Origin of the sequence: Mesorhizobium sp. M1A.F.Ca.IN.020.04.1.1 (genome assembly GCF_003997315.1) — a bacterium.
Classification (GTDB): Bacteria; Pseudomonadota; Alphaproteobacteria; order Rhizobiales; family Rhizobiaceae; genus Mesorhizobium.
Genome location: NZ_RZSN01000117.1, coordinates 1 through 19,784, shown reverse-complemented (window position 1 = coordinate 19,784; position 19,784 = coordinate 1). Strand labels below are relative to the sequence as shown.

Below are 19,784 nucleotides of genomic sequence, written 5' to 3'. Positions count from 1 at the left end.
GTGACGTCGCTCGCGTCGAAGCCGCTCGGCACCTCCGAGAAGGTGAAGGTCACCGCCGAGGTGTTGTGATGGTCGTCGAAGGTGTCGCGGTCGAGAGCGACCACGACCGTCGGGTTGACGGTGTCGACCGTGGCCGTGTCGGTGTTGGAGGCGGTGTTGTCGTTGCCGACCGGATCGGTGAAGGTGTTGGCGCCGACCGAGATCGAGACCGGCGTCGTCGAGTTGTCGTCGGCCGTGAAGGTCGCCGTGTAGGTCTTGCCCGACGGATCGCCGGCAAGGTCCTGGGTGAGGCCCGAGATCGAGCCGCCCGACACCGTGACGTCGCTCGCGTCGAAGCCGCTCGGCACCTCCGAGAAGGTGAAGGTCACCGCCGAGGTGTTGTGATGGTCGTCGAAGGTGTCGCGGTCGAGAGCGACCACGACCGTCGGGTTGACGGTGTCGATCACCACCGTGTCGGAGCCACCAGCGCCAGCGTTGCCGGCAGTATCGGTATAACTGCCGGCAGTTACCGAAACGGAGCCAATGCCATCAAAACCGTCTGCAGCCGTGAACTTCGCCGTATAGTGCGAAGCATCGATCATCACAAAGTCAGTCAGCGTGCCGTGAGACGCCGTAACGTCGGCCGCGGTGAAGCCCGTCACCGGGCCAGTGAATGTGAACGTTACGACCGAGCTGTTGTCGCTATCACTTAAGGCAGAATCGACAATATTGACGGCTACAGGAGCATGGCCGGCGCTATCGAGAACCACAACCTTCTCAACACCCGTGACCTTGAGATCGAGCGTCTTGAAGGTGTAGACCGAGCTATCGGCCTGGCCGGTTTGGGTGCTTATGTGCGCCGGGAGCCAAACGTTCTTGAAGTATGCAATCTCTGCCGTAATCGCGGGATCGTTTAGCTGAGCTGCGCTGAGCCATATCTGCAAAGTGTCGGCGTCGGGCGTGGATCCGGCTTTGCCGAGCTGCACCGCGCCGTTTCCGCCATCATAGGAGTCATACCCGGTAAACGAAGTTCCGCTAAGTACAGTCTGACTGGGCTCAGTTCCGGCCGTGGCCTGGTCTGTTCCGGAATACAGCGTCGCACCGGTTGTCGTCAGCGTGGAAGTCGTGAATGTGCTACCCAGCCAATATTGGTTCTCAAAGGCCTTGTAGATCAGGATGTCCGATCCCGATCCACCAAGCACCGTGTCAAAGCCGCTACCGCCATTGAGGATATCATCGCCAGACCCGCCATTCAGACGGTCGCTTCCGGCGCCCCCGGACAGAATGTCATCTCCGCTGCCGCCAACCAGATTGTCGTTGCTGCTCGTGCCAACGGTTGTGGCCATCTTTCATCCCCCTGGCAGACGCGCTCCGCGCCTGCTCGTTGGCCGTCGGAGACGGCTGACTACCCCATGCCGAATGGATCGGCGCCCAGTCTTACGGGGAGAGGATCAGAATGTGCCATGCAACCAGGCGCAACCCGACGGTCCGGCCCGTGAACGGCCAGCCCAAAAGGCGATTCACAGACAGGTGGTGGCTCGATGGTGATGGCTACGACGGCGATGATCGCCGCGTTGCTTTTCCCCTACCCCAGTAGCGCCGTACTCGTTGTTGCCGGTCGGGAGGTAATTCGCGCTACCCTATATATTAGGATATTATTAACTCTACCGCAGCGCGCGCGTCAATGTCGAATTCGAAGAAGAGTTAATGACAAAATGCGTACTTGTACGCACAGGGTGGATAAAACTGCATCGCACGGGCAAATAGAAATTCGTCTTCCACGTAGCGGATCAGGCCTGTCCCACCGCTCACACCGCCTTGCCGAGCTTGCCGTCGCGCTCGGCGGCCGCCTTCTCGACGGCGCGCTTCAGCTCGTCCTTGATCTCGACGGTGTCGGCCATCAGCGTCTCGATCTTCAGGAAATCGAGCACGCGGTATTTCGAGACGGCCGGGCGGATAAGAATATCCGGCGGGTGCTGCCGCAGCTTGTTGGCGATGATCGACTGCATCATCAGCTGCGTGGCGCCATACATGAGGTCGACCGTGGTCGGATGCTTGCGTTCGACGTCGCTCGGCGCCCCGACCACGTCGATGGCGATGATGATGTCGGCATCCTTCTCGACCAGGTCGAACGGCACCGGGTTGTAGATGCCGCCATCGATCAGCAATCGGTCGTCGCGCATCACCGGGCGGAACACCGCCGGAATGGCGGCCGAGGCCGCCAGCGCCGATTGCAAATCGCCCTGCGAGAACACCGCGAGCTTGTGGCCGAAATAGTCGGTCGCCGTCACCTTGAGCGGAATCTTCAGCTCTTCGAAGGTCGCCGGAATGGCGTCAGGCAGGAAGGCCTTCAGGATGCGCTCGATATTGAACTGGCCGACGCGGATGGCGCCCTGCATGGCCTCGGCGATCGTGCCCGGCCGCGAGCGCCACATGCGCGCGGCCACCTCGGCGCGGCTGCCGAGGATCAAGCGGCTGTACTCGTGGATCTCCGCCCCTCGCATGCCGGCGGCCATGCCGGCGCCCATGATGGCGCCGATCGAGGAGCCGGCGATCGCCACCGGTTTGATCCCTAGCTCGTCCAACGCCTCGATAGCGTGAATATGCGCCAGCCCGCGCGCGCCGCCGCCGCCGAAGGCAACCGCGAAGGTCGGGCTCATCCCTTGCGGGCTCCCGCCACCTGCACCAGCGGCGGTCCGATCACCATTATCGCCGGGTCGGCCGACAGAAGCTTCCTTGCCGCCGCCTTGACGTCTGCAAGCGTCACCGCATTGATCAGCGCGGCGCGGCGCTTGATGTAGTCGATGCCGAGATCGTCGAGCTGCAGCTCGACCAGCGTCGCGGCAATGGAACTGGAGGAGTCGAGATTGTTGATGGCGTAGGCGCCGATCATGTATTTCTTGGTCGCCGCGAGCTCCTCCTCGGTCGGGCCGTTCTCGGCCATCTCCTTCACCACCTGACGCACGATGGCGAGCGTCTCGGCGGCGCGGTCGGAACGCGTCGCCGTCGTGACCAGCAGCGCGTTGGAATGCTCGTGATCGACGAGATCGGAGCTGACGCTATAGGCGAGGCCGCGCTTCTCGCGCACCTCCTCGTAAAGCCGCGACGTGAAAGTCGAGCCGCCGAGGATCTCGTTCATCAGCACCGCGGCGTAAAAATCGGGATCGCTCCGTTTGACGCCAGGCCAGGCAAGCTGCAGCGAGGTCTGCGGCAGATCGTAGTTCACTTCCAGCTGCTGGCCGAGCTTCAGCGACACGTCCGCCACCTGGGCCAGCGTCTGCGTCTGCGGCAGGTCGCCGAACACCTCGTCCAGCTTGCCGGAGAGCGTGGCGGCGTCGATGTCGCCCACCACCGCCACATGCAGGCCGGCGCGCGCGAAACTCGCTTTGCGAAAGGCCTTGAGGTCGGTGGCCGTTATGGTGGCAAGGCTCTCCTTCGTCCCCTCATCCGGCCGCGCATAGGGATGCTTGCCATAGATCGCGCGCAGCCAGCGCTGCTGGGCGATCGTGTTGGGGTCGCGCTCATTGGCGAGAATGCCCGAAAGCATCTGGGCGCGGATGCGGTCGATCGGCGCCTGGTCGAAGCGCGGGCTGTTCACCGCCAGCTTCAGCAGGCCGAACGCCTCGTCCTTTTGATCGGACAGCATGCGCATCGAGCCATAAAGGCCGTCGCGTGCCGCCTGAAAACTCATCTCGGCGCCGGCGTCGTCCAGCTTCGACTGGAAGGCCTCGCTGTCGAGGTCGCCGGCGCCCTCGTCGAACAGGCCGCTCATCAGATTGACCAGACCTTCCTTGCCGGCAGGGTCCTGCGCGGTGCCGCCGTCGAAGACGAAGCGGATGGCAACCAGCGGGATCGAATGGTCTTCCACCAGCCAGGCGGTGATGCCTTTCTTCGACTTCACCTCCTGGATGTTCATCTCCGCGTGGGCGGCCAGCGCCGGCAAGAGCAGGAAGAACAGGGCGAAGCAGAGGGTTGCGACGATACGGTAGACCCCACCTTCTCCCTTTGTGGGAGAAGGTGGATCGGCGCGCAGCGCCGAGACGGATGAGGGGTGCTGGAAGGAACGAGACTGCGGCAATTTCGAGCATGCCGCCAAGCTGGAGCACCCCTCATCCGGCCGCTTCGCGTCCACCGCCCGGGGGCGAGCCACGGGTCTCGCCCCGTCCCTCGGACCCCACAAGGGGAGAAGGGAAGAAGCGCCCATTCGTCCACGTTCCATGCTCATCATCAATTCCCCGCCTGTTGTTGCGGCAGGAGATAGCCGGTCGTCGAACGGTCTAGCACCAGGTAGCGGGCGGCCGCGGCCTTGACCTCTGCGGCAGTAACCTTGCGGATGCGGTCGGGCCATTCCTCGACATCCTTCACATTGCCGCCGGAGGCGAGCGTCGAGCCGTACATATTGGCCATGTCGTCCTGCTTGTCGCGGGCAAAGATCATCGAACGGACATAGCGGGTCTTGGCCCGCTCCAGCTCGTCACCGGTCACGCCGTCCTTGGCAATGCGCGCGACCTCGGCATCGACCGCCGCTTCGACGTCGGAAAGCTTGGCGTCGCCGCGCGGCGAGCCATACACGGTGAAGTTGGTGGCGTCGAGCATGGTGCCCTGAAAGAACGCGCCGGCCCCGGAGGCGATGCCCTGCTTCACCACCAGCTGCTGGTAGAGGCGGCTGCGGTTGTCGCCGCCCAGGATTTCGGCCAGGAGATCGAGCGCCTCCGCCTCGCCGGGCTTGGCGGTGTGATAGGACGGGACCACCCATTGCGTGGAAAAGCTCGGCACCGAGACGCGCGCATCGGTCAGCGTCACGGTGCGCTTGGTGTTCTGCTCCGGCTCGACCGGGCGGATGCGCGGCCGCAGGTCCGGCCCGCGCGCCACCTTTCCGTAAGTCCTTTCGGCCATTGCCTTCACCGCGTCCGGATCGACGTCGCCGGCGACGATCACCACGGCGTTGTTCGGCCGGTAGAAGGTGTCGTAGAACGCCTTGGCATCCTCGCGGTTCAATTGCTCCATCTCCTGCATCCAGCCGATCACCGGAATGCGGTAGGGCTGGTTCTGCCAGAGCGTCGCGTCGACCTCCTCGTCCAGCACTGCCTGCGGATCGTTGTCGATGCGCGAGCGGCGCTCTTCCAGGATAACGTCGCGCTCGGTCTTGATGACATCGTCGGTGAGGACGAGGTTGCGCATGCGGTCGGCCTCGAACCCCATCATCTCCTCGAGCGCCGAAGGCGGCACCGTCTCATGGAAGGCGGTGTAGTCGTAGGAGGTGAAGGCGTTGTTCGAGCCGCCGATGTCGGCCACGGCGCGGTCGAACTCGCCGGCTGCGTGGTTGCTCGTAGCCTTGAACATCAGATGCTCAAAGAAATGCGCGATGCCGGATTTGCCGGGCGGCTCGTCGGCGCTGCCGATCTTGTACCATACCATATGAGTGACGATCGGGGCGCGATGGTCCGGAATGACGACGACTTCCAGGCCGTTCTCGAGCAGGAAATCCTTGACCGCGGCTTCGTCGGCGGCGCGTGCCGGAGCCTGCGCCGCGAACGCCAGCGCGCCGGCAAGGAATGCTGCGCGCAGGCCTCTGGTGTTCAATGTCATCAAATGCTCCGGTTTCGGTCGCGCGACGATAGAAAAGGTTCCATGGCGAGGCAAAGTGATTTGTTCGTCATTTTCGAGGCGCGTGCGTCATTTCCTTTTCCCTTGCGGGAGAAGGGACGTGCCCCTCACCCCACCTCGACAAACCGGATCACCGTGTCGCCATAGCCGCGCTCGTCCACCACGGAAAAACCGGCGCCCGGTTCGAACGGCGCGGACGCCGCCTCCTCGACCACGCAGAGCGCGCCGGGCAGGAGCCAGCCGCCGGCTTTTGCCGAGCGCAGCGCGCGCTCGCCGAGGCCCTTGCCATAGGGCGGGTCGGCAAAGACCAGGCCGAAGGGCGACAGCGTGCCGGCTTCGCCCAAATGGGTCGCGTCGCGGCGGAAGATTTTGGTCCGCCCGGTGAGCCCGAAGGCCTCGACATTGTCGCGGATCAGCCCGCGCCCTTCCGCCGATTCCTCGATGAAGACGCAATAGGGGGCGCCGCGCGACAGCGCCTCCAGCCCGAGCGCGCCGGTGCCGGCGAAGAGATCGAGCACACGGCCGCCTTCGAGCTTTTCGGCATAGCGATGCGCAAGCACGTTGAACACCGCCTCGCGGGTGCGATCGGTGGTCGGACGGATGGCATTGGAACGCGGCGTCGCCAGCGGACGCCCGCGAAACTCACCGCCGACGATCCGCATTGCCACCCCTCGGCCCCTTCGGACCGCGCGGCCTGTCGCCGCCGCTTCCCTCCGGCCGATCGTCTCTTGGCTTGCCGAACGGCGTGCCCTTGCCGCCCGGCCTGAACGACGCCTTCCGCGCCTTCGCTTCCGCGGCCTTCGCGGCGTCGGCCTCCGCCCTGCCCTTGCCGATGGGACGCGCGCCCGGCGCCATCCAGACATTGGCCTTGCGCTGGCCGGGCGGTTCGATCGGCCGCGGTTCGCCTTTCTTGCCGGCCTTGCCGCCGAAGCCGCGCTCGGACTTGCCGAAGCCGCGCTCGGATTTGTCGAAGCCAGACTTGTCGAAGCGAGACTGGGGACCGCGTTCGCCGAAGGCTCGCTCGGGCTTCGTCGAAAGCTTGCTCAGCGCCTCGTCGCGGCTGCCCTCACGGCGCTTGCGGGCCTTGATCAGCCCGCCCTCGCCGATCGGCCGGCGGTCGCCCTCGCGCGTGAATTTCGGCCGCTCGTCCTCATCGCGGCGCGGCTCGCTGCGTCGCACCGGCTTGTTGGAGAACGGTTTTTGGATCTCGGCGTCGAAATTGGCGCCGGACTCTTCAACCAGCCGCTCGCCGAGCTGCTCGCGCAGCGTGCGGCCCTTTATTTCCAGCACGTGGCCCTCGGGCAGCTCGTTGAGCTGGAACGGCCCGTAGGAGATGCGGATCAGCCGCGTCACCTCCAGCCCCAACGCGCCGAGGATGTTCTTGACCTCGCGGTTCTTGCCCTCGCGCAGGCCGATCGTCAGCCAGGCATTGCTGCCCTGCTCGCGGTCGAGCGAGGCCTCGACCGAGCCGTAGAACACGCCGTCGACGGCAATGCCGTCACGCAGGGCGGTGAGCTTGCTCTCCTCGACCTTGCCGTGGACGCGCACGCGATAGCGCCGCAGCCAGCCGGTGGCCGGCAGTTCGAGCACCCGCGACAGCCCGCCGTCATTGGTCAGCAGCAGCAGCCCTTCGGTGTTGATGTCGAGGCGGCCGACGGTCATCAGCCGCGGCAGATCGGCCGGCAGCACGTCGAAGACGGTCTTGCGGCCTTCCGGATCGCGGTTGGTGGTGACCACGCCTGCCGGCTTGTGGAACAGGAACAGCCTTGTGCGCTCGATCGGCGGGATCTCCGTGCCGTCGAGATGGATGACGTCGTCGGGCATGACGTTGAAGGCCGGCGACGACAGCACCTTGCCGTTGACCTTGACGCGGCCGGCGGCGATGAGTTCCTCGGCGTCGCGGCGCGAGGCGATGCCGGCGCGCGCCAGCCGCTTGGCGATGCGCTCGCCGGCCTCCGGCGCTGCTTCTGAGGGCCGCGGGCGCGGCTTGAAGCCGCCTTCCGGCTTTCTCGCGGCGCTGTCGCGCGGCGCTCGATCGGCGAAATCCCGCTTCGGGCGCTGCGCGAAGTCGCCTCCGTCTTCGCGCTGCGGCCGGTCGGCCAAGTCGCGCTTGGGGCGATCGAAGCGCCGTTCGGCGCGTTCGCCTTCGGCGGCCATCGGCCGGTCGCCGCGCGGCGTGTAGGGCTTGCGCCCTTCGCGCTTGTCGAAGGGTTTGCCGTCGCGCGGCGGACCTTTGCGGAACGGTCGTTCGCCACGCTCTCCACCTTCGCCCCCGTCACGAGGCTTATAGCTGCGTTTGAAATCGCGGCGCTCGCCTTCCGCGGCCGCTGGCCGATCGCCACGTGGCGTATAGGGCTTGCGGGCGCCATCGCGTTTTTCGAACGGCTTTCCCTCGGGGCGCGGTCCTTTGCGGAACGGTCGTTCTCCGCGTTCCGCGCCCTCGACGGCGCGCGGCTTGTAGCTGCGCTTGAAATCGCGCGCGGGGCGCTCGCCATCGGCGGCCATCGGCCTGTCGTCACGCTGCGTGTAAGGCTTGCGCGCGCCATCGCGCTTCTCGAAGGGCTTGCCCTGCGAACGCGCTCCCTGGCGGAACGGCTTGTCGCCGCGCGGCGTCGGTTTCGATCCGCCTTTGCCCGGCCCTTTGCGTGATGATTTCTTGTCGTCGTCCATATGGATCTTGCTCTTCTTGGACTGCCGCGGCGTACGCGCCCGGTCGGACACGTTATGCAGGCAGTGTCATCTTGATTTGCGCATGCAGCAGCGCGGCAAAAACCGATTCCGGTTTTCAGGGTCACGCGCTAGATAACAGGATCACCGTCGGGTGGCGAGGAGTAATCGGAATGCAAAGCGCGTGAAGCGGCCGGATTTCATGGCTTTGGCGCTCAAGGAAGCCGAAGCGGCCGCAAGCCGGGGCGAAGTGCCGGTCGGCGCGGTGATCGCCAACGGCAACATTGTCGTGGCCAAGGCCGGCAACCGCACGCGCGAGTTGGCCGATCCGACTGCGCATGCCGAAATGCTGGCGATCCGCGAAGCCTGCCGGCAACTCGCCAGCGAGCGGCTTACCGGTCACGATCTCTATGTGACGCTCGAGCCCTGCGCCATGTGCGCCGGCGCCATTTCGTTCGCGAGACTCCGCCGGCTCTATTTCGGCGCGGCCGACGAGAAGGGCGGCGCGGTGGTCAACGGCGTGCGCTTCTTCGCCTCGCCCACCTGCCACCACGCGCCGGACGTCTATTCCGGCTTGGGCGAAAGCGAAGCGGCCCTCATCCTGAAGGAGTTCTTTCGCGAGAGGCGGAATGGCAGTGAATGGTGAATGGTTGACGCAAGCAGGTGAGTAGCAAAGAAGCAGGTCGTGAGTAGTGAGCAACAGAGACCTATTCGCAATTCGCTATTCGCTACTTACAGCCCCAGCCAGTCAAACCAGCCGCCGCCCTTCTTGCCTTCCGCCTGCGCCTTGAGCCGGCGCTCCTTCTTGTACTCGTCCTCGCCGAGCTCGTTTTGCGGCGCGGTGTCGGCGGCCTGACGATAGGCAAGCGGCGGCTCGCTCAAATACTTGCGGACATTGGGATTGCCCTGCTTCTGCTCCGCGAGGCGGCGCTGGATCTCGGCGGTTCGGGTCGCGCTGGAATCGTCCGGCGACCAGCGCGGCGGATGGCTGGATGCAGAATCGGCCAAAGCCTTCTTCACCGCCACCGGGTCGGTCTGAACGTCCTCGACCGCTTCCGGCTGGTAGTTCGGGTCGTTCTGGTGGGCGGTCGCGTCGGCGCGAATGCGGGCGCGGCGCGCCTCGGGCGATTCGGGCCAGTCGGCGCTCGCCGTCTGGATGCTTTCCTGCGGTGGCGGCAGAGTTTCCTTCTGTCCCGGCGCAGGCTTCACCAGGTCCGGGCGCGGCTTATAGTCGATAGGATCGCGGCGCTTCGGCGTGATCGCGATGGCGCCCGAAACGTCGTCGGCGAGTTGCTCGGCGGCGGTCTTGTCGGTTCCGTAGGTCGGAGAGCCGACGCAGCCCGACATGGCTATGGCCGATGCCACAAGCGGCGCCAGCAGCGCGGCGCGCGCAAACGTTCTTTCGGTCATGCCAAAAAGTCCCACTTTAAAGCCTTTCGGTCGCCACCGGCCACAGGGGCGCGGTCCCCTTCTTCCCCGCGTTTGCGATGGAAATCCGGCGACAATTTGTCTGCCGGAGTGTCGCGTGTTTACCTCAACCACTTGTCAAGGGCAACGCGCGGGCGAATTTGCGCCGCCCGGCGTGGCACTTTTGCACTTATTTCATGGGTGCATATCGTTAGCCCAAAACCGCTGCGCACTCTTGGGCGACATGCACCTACAAACGCCCGAGCGCCCTCAGTTCACGCAGCACGGCAGCATCGCGGGCCGAGACATCGTGAAATTCCGGATCCTGCCCGACATCGGCCGTGTAGCGCCAGGAGCGCGCGCATTTGACCAGACCGCGATCCTGGGCCTTCTCGACGACGACCGCGACGCCCTTGACGTCATCCAGCGTGAAAGCGCCTTGCGGCGCCTTGCCATGGCTGATGACCAGATCGCTGGTGATCGCCATCTCGGCCATGTCGACATCGGCGATGGCTGCTTCCAGCGCCGCATCGTCGATGGTGACCACCGGCACGGCTTCCAGCGAGGAGCCGATCAGTTTATCGGCGCGCGCGATCTCAAGCGCGCCGGTGACGACGCGGCGCACCTGCCGGACCTTGCGCCATTTCTCGGCCAGCGCCTCGTTCCTCCAGTAATCCGGAATGGCCGGGAACTGGTCGAGATGCACCGAGGCGGCTTCGGGGTGACGGTCGAGCCAGGCCTCTTCCATCGTGAAAGGCAGCATCGGTGCCAGCCACTTCACCAGGCATTCGAAGAGATGGCGCACGACCTGCACTGCCGCCTTGCGGCGCAAGCTGGACGGCGCGTCGCAGTAGAGCGCGTCCTTGCGGATGTCGAAATAGAAGGCCGAAAGCTCCACCACCATGAAGTCGAGCAGCGCGCGGGTGATGCGCTTGAACTCGAAGGCGTCGTAGCCCTGGCGCACCGCCTCGTCGAGTTCGGACAGCCGGTGCAGCATCAGCCGCTCCAGCTCCGGCATCTTGTCCAGCGGCACGTCCTCGCCATCGTCATGGGCGAGCGTGCCCAGCATCCAGCGAATGGTGTTCCTCAGCTTGCGGTAGGCGTCGATATTGGTCTGCAGCACGTTCTTGCCGAGCCGCTGGTCTTCCCAGTAGTCGGTCGTCACCACCCAGAGCCGCAGGATATCGGCGCCGGACTGTTTTATCACGTCCTGCGGCACGACCGTGTTGCCGAGCGACTTCGACATCTTGCGGCCTTCCTCGTCCATGGTGAAGCCATGGGTGATGACCGTCTCGTAAGGCGCCCTGCCCCTCGTCCCGCAGCTTTCGAGCAGCGAGGAGTGGAACCAGCCGCGATGCTGGTCGGAGCCTTCGAGATAGACGTCGGCCGGCCATTTGAGGTCGGGCCGATCCTCCAGCGTGAAGACATGCGTCGAGCCGGAATCGAACCAGACGTCGAGGATGTCCGTCACCTGGTGCCATTTCGAGGCGTCGTGGTTGCCGAGGAAGCGCTCCTTGGCGCCCGGCGCGAACCATGCGTCGGCGCCCTCCTGCTCGAAGGCGTCCATGATGCGCTGGTTGACCGCCTCGTCCTTCAGCACATTGCCGTCGGCATCGGCGAAGACGGCGATCGGCACGCCCCAGGCACGCTGGCGCGACAGCACCCAGTCGGGGCGCTCCTCGATCATGGCGCGGATGCGGTTCTGGCCGGCCGCCGGCACGAAGCGCGTGTCGTCGATCGCCTGCAGCGCGCGGCTGCGCAGCGTCGTGCCGTCGCCGAGGTCCTTGTCCATATAGACGAACCATTGCGGCGTGTTGCGGAAGATGACGGGCTTCTTCGAGCGCCAGGAATGCGGATAGCTGTGCTTCAGCCGGCCGCGCGCGAACAGCGCGTTGCGCTTGATCAGTTCCTCGATCACCGCCTGGTTCGCGTTGCCCTTCTTGCCGTTGTCGTCGATGACGCGCGCGGGGCCGCCCTCGCGGTCCGGGCCGAAGCCCGGCGCATCCTTGGTGAAGAAGCCGGCATCGTCGACCGGGAACGGGATCGAGGTGTCGACGCCGCGCTTGATGAGTTCGGCCACCGCATCCATCCAGGCATCGAAGTCCTCGCGGCCGTGGCTGGGCGCGGTGTGCACGAAGCCGGTGCCGGCATCGTCGGTGACGTGCTCGCCGGCGATCATCGGCACGGGGAACTCGTAGCCGCCGCCCAGTCCTCTGAAAGGATGCGAAAGCGTAAGACTTGCAAGCTGTTCAGGGGAGACGTTGTGAAGCCGGTTCAAGGTGACCTTGGCTTTGGAAGCGGCGTCCTCCGCCAGCGCGTCGGCGAAGATCAGCTTCTCGCCGGGCTGCGGCCCGAAGCTGTTCTCGGCCGCGGTCACTTCGTAGAGGCCATAGGCGACGCGCGGCGAAAAGCTGACAGCGCGATTGCCGGGCAGCGTCCAGGGCGTCGTCGTCCAGATGACGACATGCGCCTCCAGCAGGTCGAGTGCCGTCCCATTCAGCGCCGGCGCGGCATCGGCGGCGTCGACCGGCCGGGCAAGGCTCGCCACCGGGAACTTCGCCCAGATCGTGTCGCTCTCATAGTCCTGGTATTCGACCTCGGCCTCGGCGAGCGCGGTCCGCTCGACCACGCTCCACATCACCGGCTTCGAGCCGCGATAGAGCTGGCCGGACATGGCGAATTTCAAAAGCTCGCCGGCAATCCGCGCTTCGGCGTGATAGGCCATGGTCGTATAGGGATTGTCGAAATCTCCGATGACGCCGAGCCGCTGGAACTCGTCGCCCTGCACCTTGATCCAATGGGCGGCGAAATCGCGGCATTCCCTGCGGAACTCGTTGACCGGCACCTCGTCCTTGTTCTTGCCCTTGGCCCGGTACTGTTCCTCGATCTTCCACTCGATCGGAAGGCCATGGCAGTCCCAGCCAGGCACGTAATTGGCGTCGTAGCCGCGCATCTGGAAGGAGCGGTTGATGACGTCCTTGAGGATCTTGTTCAGGGCGTGGCCGATATGGATGTTGCCATTGGCATAGGGCGGCCCGTCATGCAGCACGAATTTCTCTCGGCCGGCGGCTTCATCGCGCAGCTTGCGGTAAAGCTCCATGTCCTGCCAGCGCCTGACCAGGCCGGGCTCCTTCTCGGGCAGGCCGGCGCGCATCGGGAAATTGGTCTGCGGCAGGTAAAGCGTTTTGGAATAGTCGATGGTTTCAGCAGTATCGGTCACGGGGGTGTCGGTCATTGGGTCTGCCATGTGCATTGCCCGTTGGCAAAATAGCTCGGGCGTTGAACTATCATGATCTGGAAAAGCGCGAGGGGGCCGCGCGCAAAAGTCCCGGCGGCTCCGGCGGCGCTCAGGCCACCCGGAACACCGGGCCCGTAATTCGTATCGCGATCGCAAAAAGGCGCGAAAAGCTCGTCATGGCGTGGCTTTTAGCGGATGCCGCGGCAGGAATAAAGCGCGGATTTCAAGCCAAAGCGCCGGTATTTTGACTTACATCGAGAAATTGAAACGGTAGGTGGTCGACACGCCAACGGTCCACTGATCGCGGTCGCCGCGCTCCTTGACCAGACTGGAATCGGCCGCCGGCCCCATCAGGCGGGAATATTCGGTGAAGACGCTGGCCGTCATCGGCTCGGTCACTTTCCAGGTGATCGCGCCGCCGAGCCCGGTCGACTTCAGCCCGCCGCCCGGATGGTATTCGCTGAGGCCCGAGGCCGCAGCTTCCGTGGCGTTGACGCCGTAATAGGCGTCGAAATAGCCGGCCGAGGCGAAGGAGACACGGGGGCCGCCGGAAATGCGGACGGTCGGGGTGACGTCGTAGAAGGCGTCCGCCGCGATGTCGGCGACGAAACCGTTGTGGGCGCGGATCCCGTGTCTGAGCTCCGCCCGGGCCCGCACCCAATCCAGCGGATAGAATTCGAAGAAGCCGCCGACCTCGCCGCCCCAGCGCACCGGATCAAGGCCTTGCAATTCGTCCTTGCTGGAACGCGAGAACAGGAACTTGCCGGTCAAGCCGGCGCGCACGCTGCCGTCGTCGATCAGCGCCATCGAGATGTTGTCGTTGCGCGAGGTGAAACGCGCCTCCGGCCCTGCCTTGCCGAGCGAGATGATGGGCTGGGCGCTCAGCATATATTTCTTGCCGCCCTCGAAATTCGGGGCAACGAGACCGGTGGCGCCGAGCGTCAGGTACCAGTCGCCGGAAATCCAGCTCCCCTCGCCGGCCTGGGCAGAGGTGACGGCCATCAGGCCAGAGGCGAGAACCAGCGGAATCGTCCCGACAATACGCATGGTCAACCCTTACGCGAAACAGGCCGGCAGGAACACCGGGCAGCGCAGAAGGCATGGCGTCAGTGCGGTAAATTTTGACTTAAGATCCGTAACAGAGACGGCGCGGACCGCCAGCATGGAGATCGGCCGCCCGGCTCAGCTGCCGCGCGGCGCGTGCGACATGTCCAGCAGCTTGGCCACGGCCTTCGAGCCCTTCCCCGCGACGCGTGCCGATCCGTCGTCACCCACCTCAACGGTGGCGCCGCTGGAGAAGCTAAGCGACCAACCATCACCTTTGGCGTTGCGGCGCCGGTCGGTGAGCTCGATGCCGGCAGCCGTGACCAGCGCGACGATCCGGTCGGCGTCCATGTTGGTCCTCCAAAAACGCGCCCTCAATTCAGGTCAAGCCCGCCGGTAAGATCGCCGAGCGGCGGCTCGCCATGCGCGGCTACGGCCTTGTCGCGAACCACGATGCCGTGCAGGACCGGCAATTCGAAACGCTCGGTGATGAAGCGCAGGATCGACGTCGTGTCATAAGGGGTATGATCGACATAGCCGCGCTTGGCGAAAGGCGAAATGATGATCGCGGGAATGCGCGTGCCCGGTCCCCAGCGGTCGCCCTTGGGCGGTGCGACGTGATCCCAGATGCCGCCGTTCTCATCATAGGTGACGACGACCAGCATGTGCGGCCATTGCGGGCTCTTTTCCAGATGAGCCACGACGTCGGCGATATGGCGGTCGCCGGCCTGGATGTCGGCATAGCCGGAGTGCTCGTTGAGATTGCCCTGCGGCTTATAGAAAGAGACCTGCGGCAGGGCGCCGTCGTCGATGGCCTGGATGAAGCTCGCGCCAGTCAACCCGGCGTCGCGCAGATGTTCGCGCCTGGCCTCGGTGCCCGGAGCGTAATTGGCGTAATAGTTGAACGGCTGATGATGATATTGGAAGTTCGGGATCGGTGTTTTGTTGCCGTGGTCGAGCGTGTACTGCCAGGCTCCGGAATACCACGCCCAGTTTATGTGCTTGAGGCTGAGCATGTCGCCGATGGTCGGTTCCGTCTGCGGCGGCAGCGTGGTGGGCTTGGTAGGATCCGCGAGCAGCCGGTCGCCGCCGGGCGCCGGATCGTTGCCGCTCGGCTGGTATGGCGGCTGCATGGTGTTCACCGCGTAGAAATCCGGCGTCAGGTTGCCGTCGGAGACGAATTTCGGGATCCCGTCGCGCGCCGATTTCGGCGAATTGTCGGCGATCTTCAGCGCTGTGCCGCTGGCGTCCGTCACCGCGATCGACGGCTTGGCCGGGCTCTTGTCGGCATTCGCGTAGTACGGCGCGCAGGCGCAGATCAGCCACTGGTGATTGAAGAAGGAGCCGCCGAAGCCGCCCATGAAGAAATGGTCAGCGAGCACGTATTTTTGCGCAATGGCCCACATATCGGTCTTGGAGGCGTCCCAGTTGCTCATCGGCATGGCGCCTGAATCGGCCCAGGCGACGAACATGTCGTTCTTGCCACCGTTGATCTGCATCTGGTTCTGGTAAAAGCGATGCCACAGATCATGCGTCACGACGCTGAGCGGCACGTTGAACCCTTTCGGGTCGTTCACCGTGAACGGTTCGTTCGGAAGGTGCTCGGTCATTGCCTGCGTCACCGGCGGCGTGACGCCCTTGGCGGTCAGCCCGTCCCAGACCGGCGGCAGCTCTGACAGGACCGAGCCGTCACGGTCGCGCTGCTGCAAGCTTTCCTTGCTCGCCTTGTCGATGCCCTCGGCACCCGGAAAATGGCCATAGAGATTATCGAAGGCGCGGTTCTCGGCGAAGATGACGACCACCGTCTCTATCTTGGCGATGCCGTCCGGCGGATCGCCGGGCTGCGCCGCGAAGGCGGGAGGCGAAGCGACAGTGGACAGGGCGAGAGCCGAGGAAAACAGGGCGAGCCCATAGGATCGCTTCATCGCCGTACCTCCATTGCGCAAAGTCAAATGACCAGCTTCGGTGCATCTTGGCAATAGCCACCGCGCTGGACGGGTGATCACATCGGGATTACCTTCCTTCAACCGCAGGATGCGCGGCGAACTCTGCAGGGAGACGAAGCCATGAGCTTGCAAGGCAATACCCTGGAAGACGCGATCGGACGCACGCGCGACAAATGGGGATGGTTCGTGGCGCTCGGCGTGCTGCTGCTGATTTTCGGCGGCATCGCCTTCGGCAATCTCTTCATCGCCACCGTCGCTTCGGTCTATGTCGTCGGCTGGCTGATGCTGATGGGGGGCGTCATCGAGATCATCCATGCTTTCGGCGTCAAGACCTGGGGGCGCTTCTTCTACTGGTTGCTCAGCGGCCTGCTCTATGCCGTCGCCGGCTTTTTCGCCTTCTACAACCCACTGCTCGCCTCGGCGGTGCTGACGTTTCTGCTCGCCGTCGCGCTCATTGCTTCCGGGCTGCTGAGGGCCTGGGTCGCCTGGAACCACCGGCCGCAGCAAGGCTGGGGATGGCTGCTGGCAGCCGCGATCATCACCATCCTGCTTGGCCTGATCATCGCCATGGGCTGGCCGGTCAACAGCCTGTGGGTGCTCGGCATGTTCCTGGCCGTCGACCTGGTCTTCCAAGGCTGGAGCTTCATTGCCACCGGGCTGGCGCTCAAGCGGTAGGTTACTCGACCTTCGCGATTGGCCGAAGCCTGCCCAACATCGTCATCCCAGGCGAAGCAGAAGCTCCGTCGCGAAGACCCTGACGACATGAGAGGGCGTTTCGCCAATCGCCAAGGTTTGCAATCTGCTAGCCGGACGCAGGCGCTTTGACGCTTCTCTTCGCCACTGCGCCTTCCAGACCTCAGAAACAGATGGCGGCGTCCAGCTCCGATAGCGGACGCACACCTGCGAGCAGCGCCCTCGCCTCGGCCTCGTCGCGCTTCATCTGCGCGACTAGCGCATCGAGCCCATCGAATTTGAGCTCGGGGCGCAGATAGCCGAAGAACGACACCTGGCAGATCTCGCCATAGAGATCGCCGGAGAAATCGAAGGCATAGGTTTCGAGCAGCGGCACGCCATTATCGTCGACGGTCGGCCGGCGGCCGAAGCTGGCGACGCCGTCATGGAGCGTGCCATCGGCGCGGCGCAAGCGGACGGCGTAAATGCCTTCCTTCAGAGTGGCTTCCGGCGAAAGCTTCATATTGGCGGTCGGAAAGCCAAGCGTGCGGCCGAGCTGCTGGCCGGCGATCACCTCGCTCTCGACGGTGAAGCGATAGCCGAGCAGGCCGGCTGCTTCCCCGACCTTGCCTTCGCAAAGCAGGGCGCGGATGCGGCTGGACGAGACGACCTCGGCACCTTCGTCGCGGAAGGCGTCGACCAGCGTGACGCCGAAGCCGTGGCGCTCGCCGGCCGCCATCAGGAAAGCCGGGCCGCCCTGGCGGTCCTTGCCGAAGTGGAAGTCGAAACCGGTGACGGCATGGCTGACGCCCAGCCTGATTTCCAGCACATCGGTCACGAATGCCTCGGCCGAGAGCGAGGCGAAGTCGCGCGTGAACGGCTGCTCGACGAGGGCGGCAAAGCCGAGCCTGGCCAGGAGCCGCGCCTTCATCGGCGGCGGCGTCAGCACGAAGAGCGGCACGTCCGGCCTGAACACCTTGCGCGGGTGCGGCTCGAAGGTGAGCACCAGGGCCGGCACGCGGCGGCGGCCGGCTTCGGCCAGCGCCCGTTCCAGCACCGACAGATGGCCGCGGTGGACGCCGTCGAAATTGCCGATCGCCACGACGCCGCCGCGCAGATGCCCGGGCAACGGCGTGACCGCCGAAATGCGTTGGAAATCGTGCGTCATGTCGACCTGCGTGATGTCGGGGCGCCCGTCATGGTCCGGCTTCCCGCCTATTGCAGCCGCGGGATGACGGCGACCGGGCGATAACCGTGCGTCGTGAGGAATCCCGCCAGCCTTTCGGGATCCGGCCGCAGCGGGTCGCCATAGTCGCGCGCATGAATCCCGCCCGAGACATAGAGCACGTCGAACCCGTTGTCGGCGGCACCCTTGACGTCGGTCATCATGCCATCGCCGATGGCGAGAACCTGTTTGCGCTCGGCCGCGTGGCCGAGCAGCCCGGCGACCTCCTTCATGGCGAGGTTGTAGATCGGCGCGAAAGGCTTGCCGGCGATCAGCGTGCGGCCGCCGAGCTGCGCGTAGTCGCGCGCCAGCGCGCCGGCACACCAGATGGTGCGCTCGCCGCGCTCGACCAGGATGTCGGGGTTGGCGCAGATGAAGGGCAGGTTGCGGGCACGCAGCCGCTGCAGCAGTTCCGCGTATTCGGCGGGCTTCTCCACCTCGTCGTCATAGAACCCGGTGCAGACGACGCCGGAGGCTTCGAATTCCTCCACGAGTTCGACGTCCAAGCCGTCATAGAGGGTGAAGTCGCGCTCGGGCCCGATGTGGAAGATCTTCCTCGGACCCTCGGCGATCAAGTCGCGCGTGACGTCGCCCGAGGTGACGACACGGTCGTAGGCTTCAGCCGGAACGCCGATCGCATGCATCTGCGCAACGACGTCGGCGCTGCGCCGCGGCGAATTGGTGATCAGCACCACCGGCACTTTTGCCGCGCGCGCCCGGGCAAGCGCCTCCGCGGCGACGGGGAAGTGCCATTCGCCATTGTGCACCACGCCCCACACGTCGCACAGGATGGCCGCGTAGTTTTCCGTCAGATCGGTGAGCGAAGCGATGATGTTTGGCGAGTCCGCCATGCCGTTATCCTGAGACTGGTCTAGGCAAAGCCGCGACAGCCATCCTTTTGGTTCGGAGGCCGCCACGGCCGGTCCCGCATAACCGAAGCGCTCCATGCTGTCACCAGCTTTCGCCATCGCCGCCGGGACGAGCCGCGACCACGCCCGTTCGGAAGCGCAGGGTTAACACGCCGTCAAAATGGCGGTGCGTGCTTGAACGTTTCGGGCAAGCTGAAATTTAAGGATCTATGACCATGGTAGCACCGAACTAGGACCATGGTCGTATACCGGTATGGGTCTTTTGCGGGGGCTGAGCGCAATGATCGGCAGATTTATAGGCGACAAGCGGGGCAACTACGCCCTGTTGACAGTCGTCACGATGGTGCCGCTGATGGGTGCCGTGGCACTGGCCGTCGATTTTACGGAACTGGTTAGAGAGAAGCAGGAGACGCTCAACGCCCTAGATGCTGCTGGGGTCGCGACAGCGCAACAGATCGTCAGCGGAGCGAGCGACGCGGACGCGAAGGCCTACGCCAAGCAGTTCTTCGAGGCCAATCTCAGGCACGTGTCTCCGGCCAACACGACGCTGACCGTCACGCTGCCCAACAACAATGCCGGCGGCGGCACCCTGGTCCTGGACGCGTCCCTGAAATATCACCCCTATTTCCTGCCGGCGGCGGCGATGCTGCTCGGCGGGACTGCGGGCGACCACGTAGTCAATGTTTCGGCGAGGTCGGAAATCCGACTTAAGAACACGCTGGAAGTGGCGCTCGTGCTTGATAATTCCGGATCGATGTCGACCCTGGGCTCGGGAACCGGGCAGAAGCGTATTGACCTGCTGAAAGCCGCCGCCAAGCAGCTGGTCAAGACGCTGGCGCTGCAGGCCCAGCAGATGAAGCAGATCTCCAAGCCGGTGCAGTTCTCGCTGGTTCCGTTCTCTGCCTCGGTCAATGTCGGGCCGACGCATGACGGCGACAGCTGGATGGATCAAGATGGTATCTCCCCGGTCCAGCACGAGAATTTCGACTGGACGACAATGAGCGTAAGCGATGTCCCGACGGCACCTTTCGGTGATCGGCGTGAAGGACGATGTTCGGAGCCTTTGAGGGCTTCGACACATGACGATTTCAGAGCTTACGCTTAAATCCAGCGATCACGAGCCCGCGCGC

The 19,784-nt window shown here is 64.7% G+C and carries 16 protein-coding genes and 1 pseudogene; 4 read left to right on the top strand and 13 right to left on the bottom strand.

Translation table 11 applies throughout. The annotated features are described in order from the left end of the window. The 6 genes from EOA49_RS34005 to EOA49_RS21555 form a co-directional block, all read right to left on the bottom strand. The coding region (locus EOA49_RS34005; protein WP_281010210.1) for an Ig-like domain-containing protein at positions 1 to 1,325 on the bottom strand (1,325 nt) is incomplete at its 3' end. A gap of 462 nt (positions 1,326 to 1,787) precedes the next feature. After that, positions 1,788 to 2,639 (bottom strand): patatin-like phospholipase family protein, encoded by an 852-nt coding sequence (locus EOA49_RS21575; protein WP_127241695.1) that lies wholly within the window; start codon positions 2,637 to 2,639, stop codon positions 1,788 to 1,790. After that, positions 2,636 to 4,057, bottom strand: a complete 1,422-nt coding sequence (locus tag EOA49_RS21570; protein ID WP_245460763.1) for a pitrilysin family protein — start codon at positions 4,055 to 4,057, stop codon at positions 2,636 to 2,638. The genes EOA49_RS21575 and EOA49_RS21570 overlap by 4 nt, the downstream gene beginning before the upstream one ends. A 149-nt stretch (positions 4,058 to 4,206) precedes the next feature. After that, positions 4,207 to 5,568, bottom strand: coding sequence for a pitrilysin family protein (locus EOA49_RS21565; protein WP_127241694.1), 1,362 nt, complete (start codon positions 5,566 to 5,568; stop codon positions 4,207 to 4,209). Positions 5,569 to 5,693: 125 nt separating this feature from the next. Continuing rightward, positions 5,694 to 6,248 carry a 16S rRNA (guanine(966)-N(2))-methyltransferase RsmD gene (rsmD, locus tag EOA49_RS21560; RefSeq protein WP_067325125.1) on the bottom strand — a complete coding sequence of 185 codons (555 nt, stop codon included), beginning with the start codon at positions 6,246 to 6,248 and terminating at the stop codon, positions 5,694 to 5,696. Further along, positions 6,229 to 8,256, bottom strand: a complete 2,028-nt coding sequence (locus tag EOA49_RS21555; protein WP_127243337.1) for a pseudouridine synthase — start codon at positions 8,254 to 8,256, stop codon at positions 6,229 to 6,231. Before EOA49_RS21555 ends, rsmD begins: the two co-directional genes overlap by 20 nt. A gap of 181 nt (positions 8,257 to 8,437) precedes the next feature. On the opposite strand from EOA49_RS21555, the gene EOA49_RS21550 reads away from it, so the two are divergent. Next, positions 8,438 to 8,899 carry a nucleoside deaminase gene (locus EOA49_RS21550; RefSeq protein WP_066996659.1) on the top strand — a complete coding sequence of 154 codons (462 nt, stop codon included), beginning with the start codon at positions 8,438 to 8,440 and terminating at the stop codon, positions 8,897 to 8,899. A gap of 86 nt (positions 8,900 to 8,985) precedes the next feature. Here the strand turns inward: EOA49_RS21550 and EOA49_RS21545 are convergent, their stop codons facing one another. Then, positions 8,986 to 9,663: a hypothetical protein gene (locus tag EOA49_RS21545; protein WP_082953915.1), complete on the bottom strand. Its 678-nt coding sequence runs from the start codon at positions 9,661 to 9,663 to the stop codon at positions 8,986 to 8,988. Between the two features lie 247 nt (positions 9,664 to 9,910). Next, positions 9,911 to 12,895, bottom strand: coding sequence for an isoleucine--tRNA ligase (gene ileS / locus EOA49_RS21540; RefSeq protein WP_164746979.1), 2,985 nt, complete (start codon positions 12,893 to 12,895; stop codon positions 9,911 to 9,913). A 44-nt stretch (positions 12,896 to 12,939) separates the two neighbouring features. Here ileS and EOA49_RS21535 point away from each other — a divergent pair, with 44 nt between their 5' ends. Next, positions 12,940 to 13,146 carry a hypothetical protein gene (locus EOA49_RS21535; RefSeq protein ID WP_127241848.1) on the top strand — a complete coding sequence of 69 codons (207 nt, stop codon included), beginning with the start codon at positions 12,940 to 12,942 and terminating at the stop codon, positions 13,144 to 13,146. Between the two features lies 1 nt (position 13,147). Here the strand turns inward: EOA49_RS21535 and EOA49_RS21530 are convergent, their stop codons facing one another. The 3 genes from EOA49_RS21530 to EOA49_RS21520 all read right to left on the bottom strand — a co-directional run bounded on the left by EOA49_RS21530 (position 13,148) and on the right by EOA49_RS21520 (position 15,867). Further along, positions 13,148 to 13,945: a MipA/OmpV family protein gene (locus EOA49_RS21530; RefSeq protein ID WP_127241849.1), complete on the bottom strand. Its 798-nt coding sequence runs from the start codon at positions 13,943 to 13,945 to the stop codon at positions 13,148 to 13,150. Positions 13,946 to 14,080: 135 nt separating this feature from the next. Next, the gene (locus EOA49_RS21525) at positions 14,081 to 14,293 is read right to left on the bottom strand and encodes a hypothetical protein (RefSeq protein WP_066996644.1); all 213 of its coding nucleotides are present in this window, start codon (positions 14,291 to 14,293) and stop codon (positions 14,081 to 14,083) included. A gap of 23 nt (positions 14,294 to 14,316) precedes the next feature. Beyond that, on the bottom strand, positions 14,317 to 15,867 hold the full coding sequence (locus EOA49_RS21520) for an acid phosphatase (protein ID WP_127242064.1): 1,551 nt from the start codon (positions 15,865 to 15,867) through the stop codon (positions 14,317 to 14,319). Between the two features lie 141 nt (positions 15,868 to 16,008). Here EOA49_RS21520 and EOA49_RS21515 point away from each other — a divergent pair, with 141 nt between their 5' ends. Beyond that, positions 16,009 to 16,563, top strand: a complete 555-nt coding sequence (locus EOA49_RS21515) for an HdeD family acid-resistance protein (protein ID WP_095801162.1) — start codon at positions 16,009 to 16,011, stop codon at positions 16,561 to 16,563. A gap of 181 nt (positions 16,564 to 16,744) precedes the next feature. Here the strand turns inward: EOA49_RS21515 and EOA49_RS21510 are convergent, their stop codons facing one another. After that, the gene (locus EOA49_RS21510; RefSeq protein ID WP_127242065.1) at positions 16,745 to 17,728 is read right to left on the bottom strand and encodes a bifunctional riboflavin kinase/FAD synthetase; all 984 of its coding nucleotides are present in this window, start codon (positions 17,726 to 17,728) and stop codon (positions 16,745 to 16,747) included. A gap of 47 nt (positions 17,729 to 17,775) precedes the next feature. Continuing rightward, positions 17,776 to 18,636 (bottom strand): TIGR01459 family HAD-type hydrolase, encoded by an 861-nt coding sequence (locus EOA49_RS21505; protein ID WP_095801161.1) that lies wholly within the window; start codon positions 18,634 to 18,636, stop codon positions 17,776 to 17,778. A 298-nt stretch (positions 18,637 to 18,934) separates the two neighbouring features. Between EOA49_RS21505 and EOA49_RS21500 the strand changes: the two are divergent. Beyond that, positions 18,935 to 19,666, top strand: a pseudogene (locus tag EOA49_RS21500) (pilus assembly protein); the annotation flags it as partial. Positions 19,667 to 19,784 lie beyond the last annotated feature (118 nt).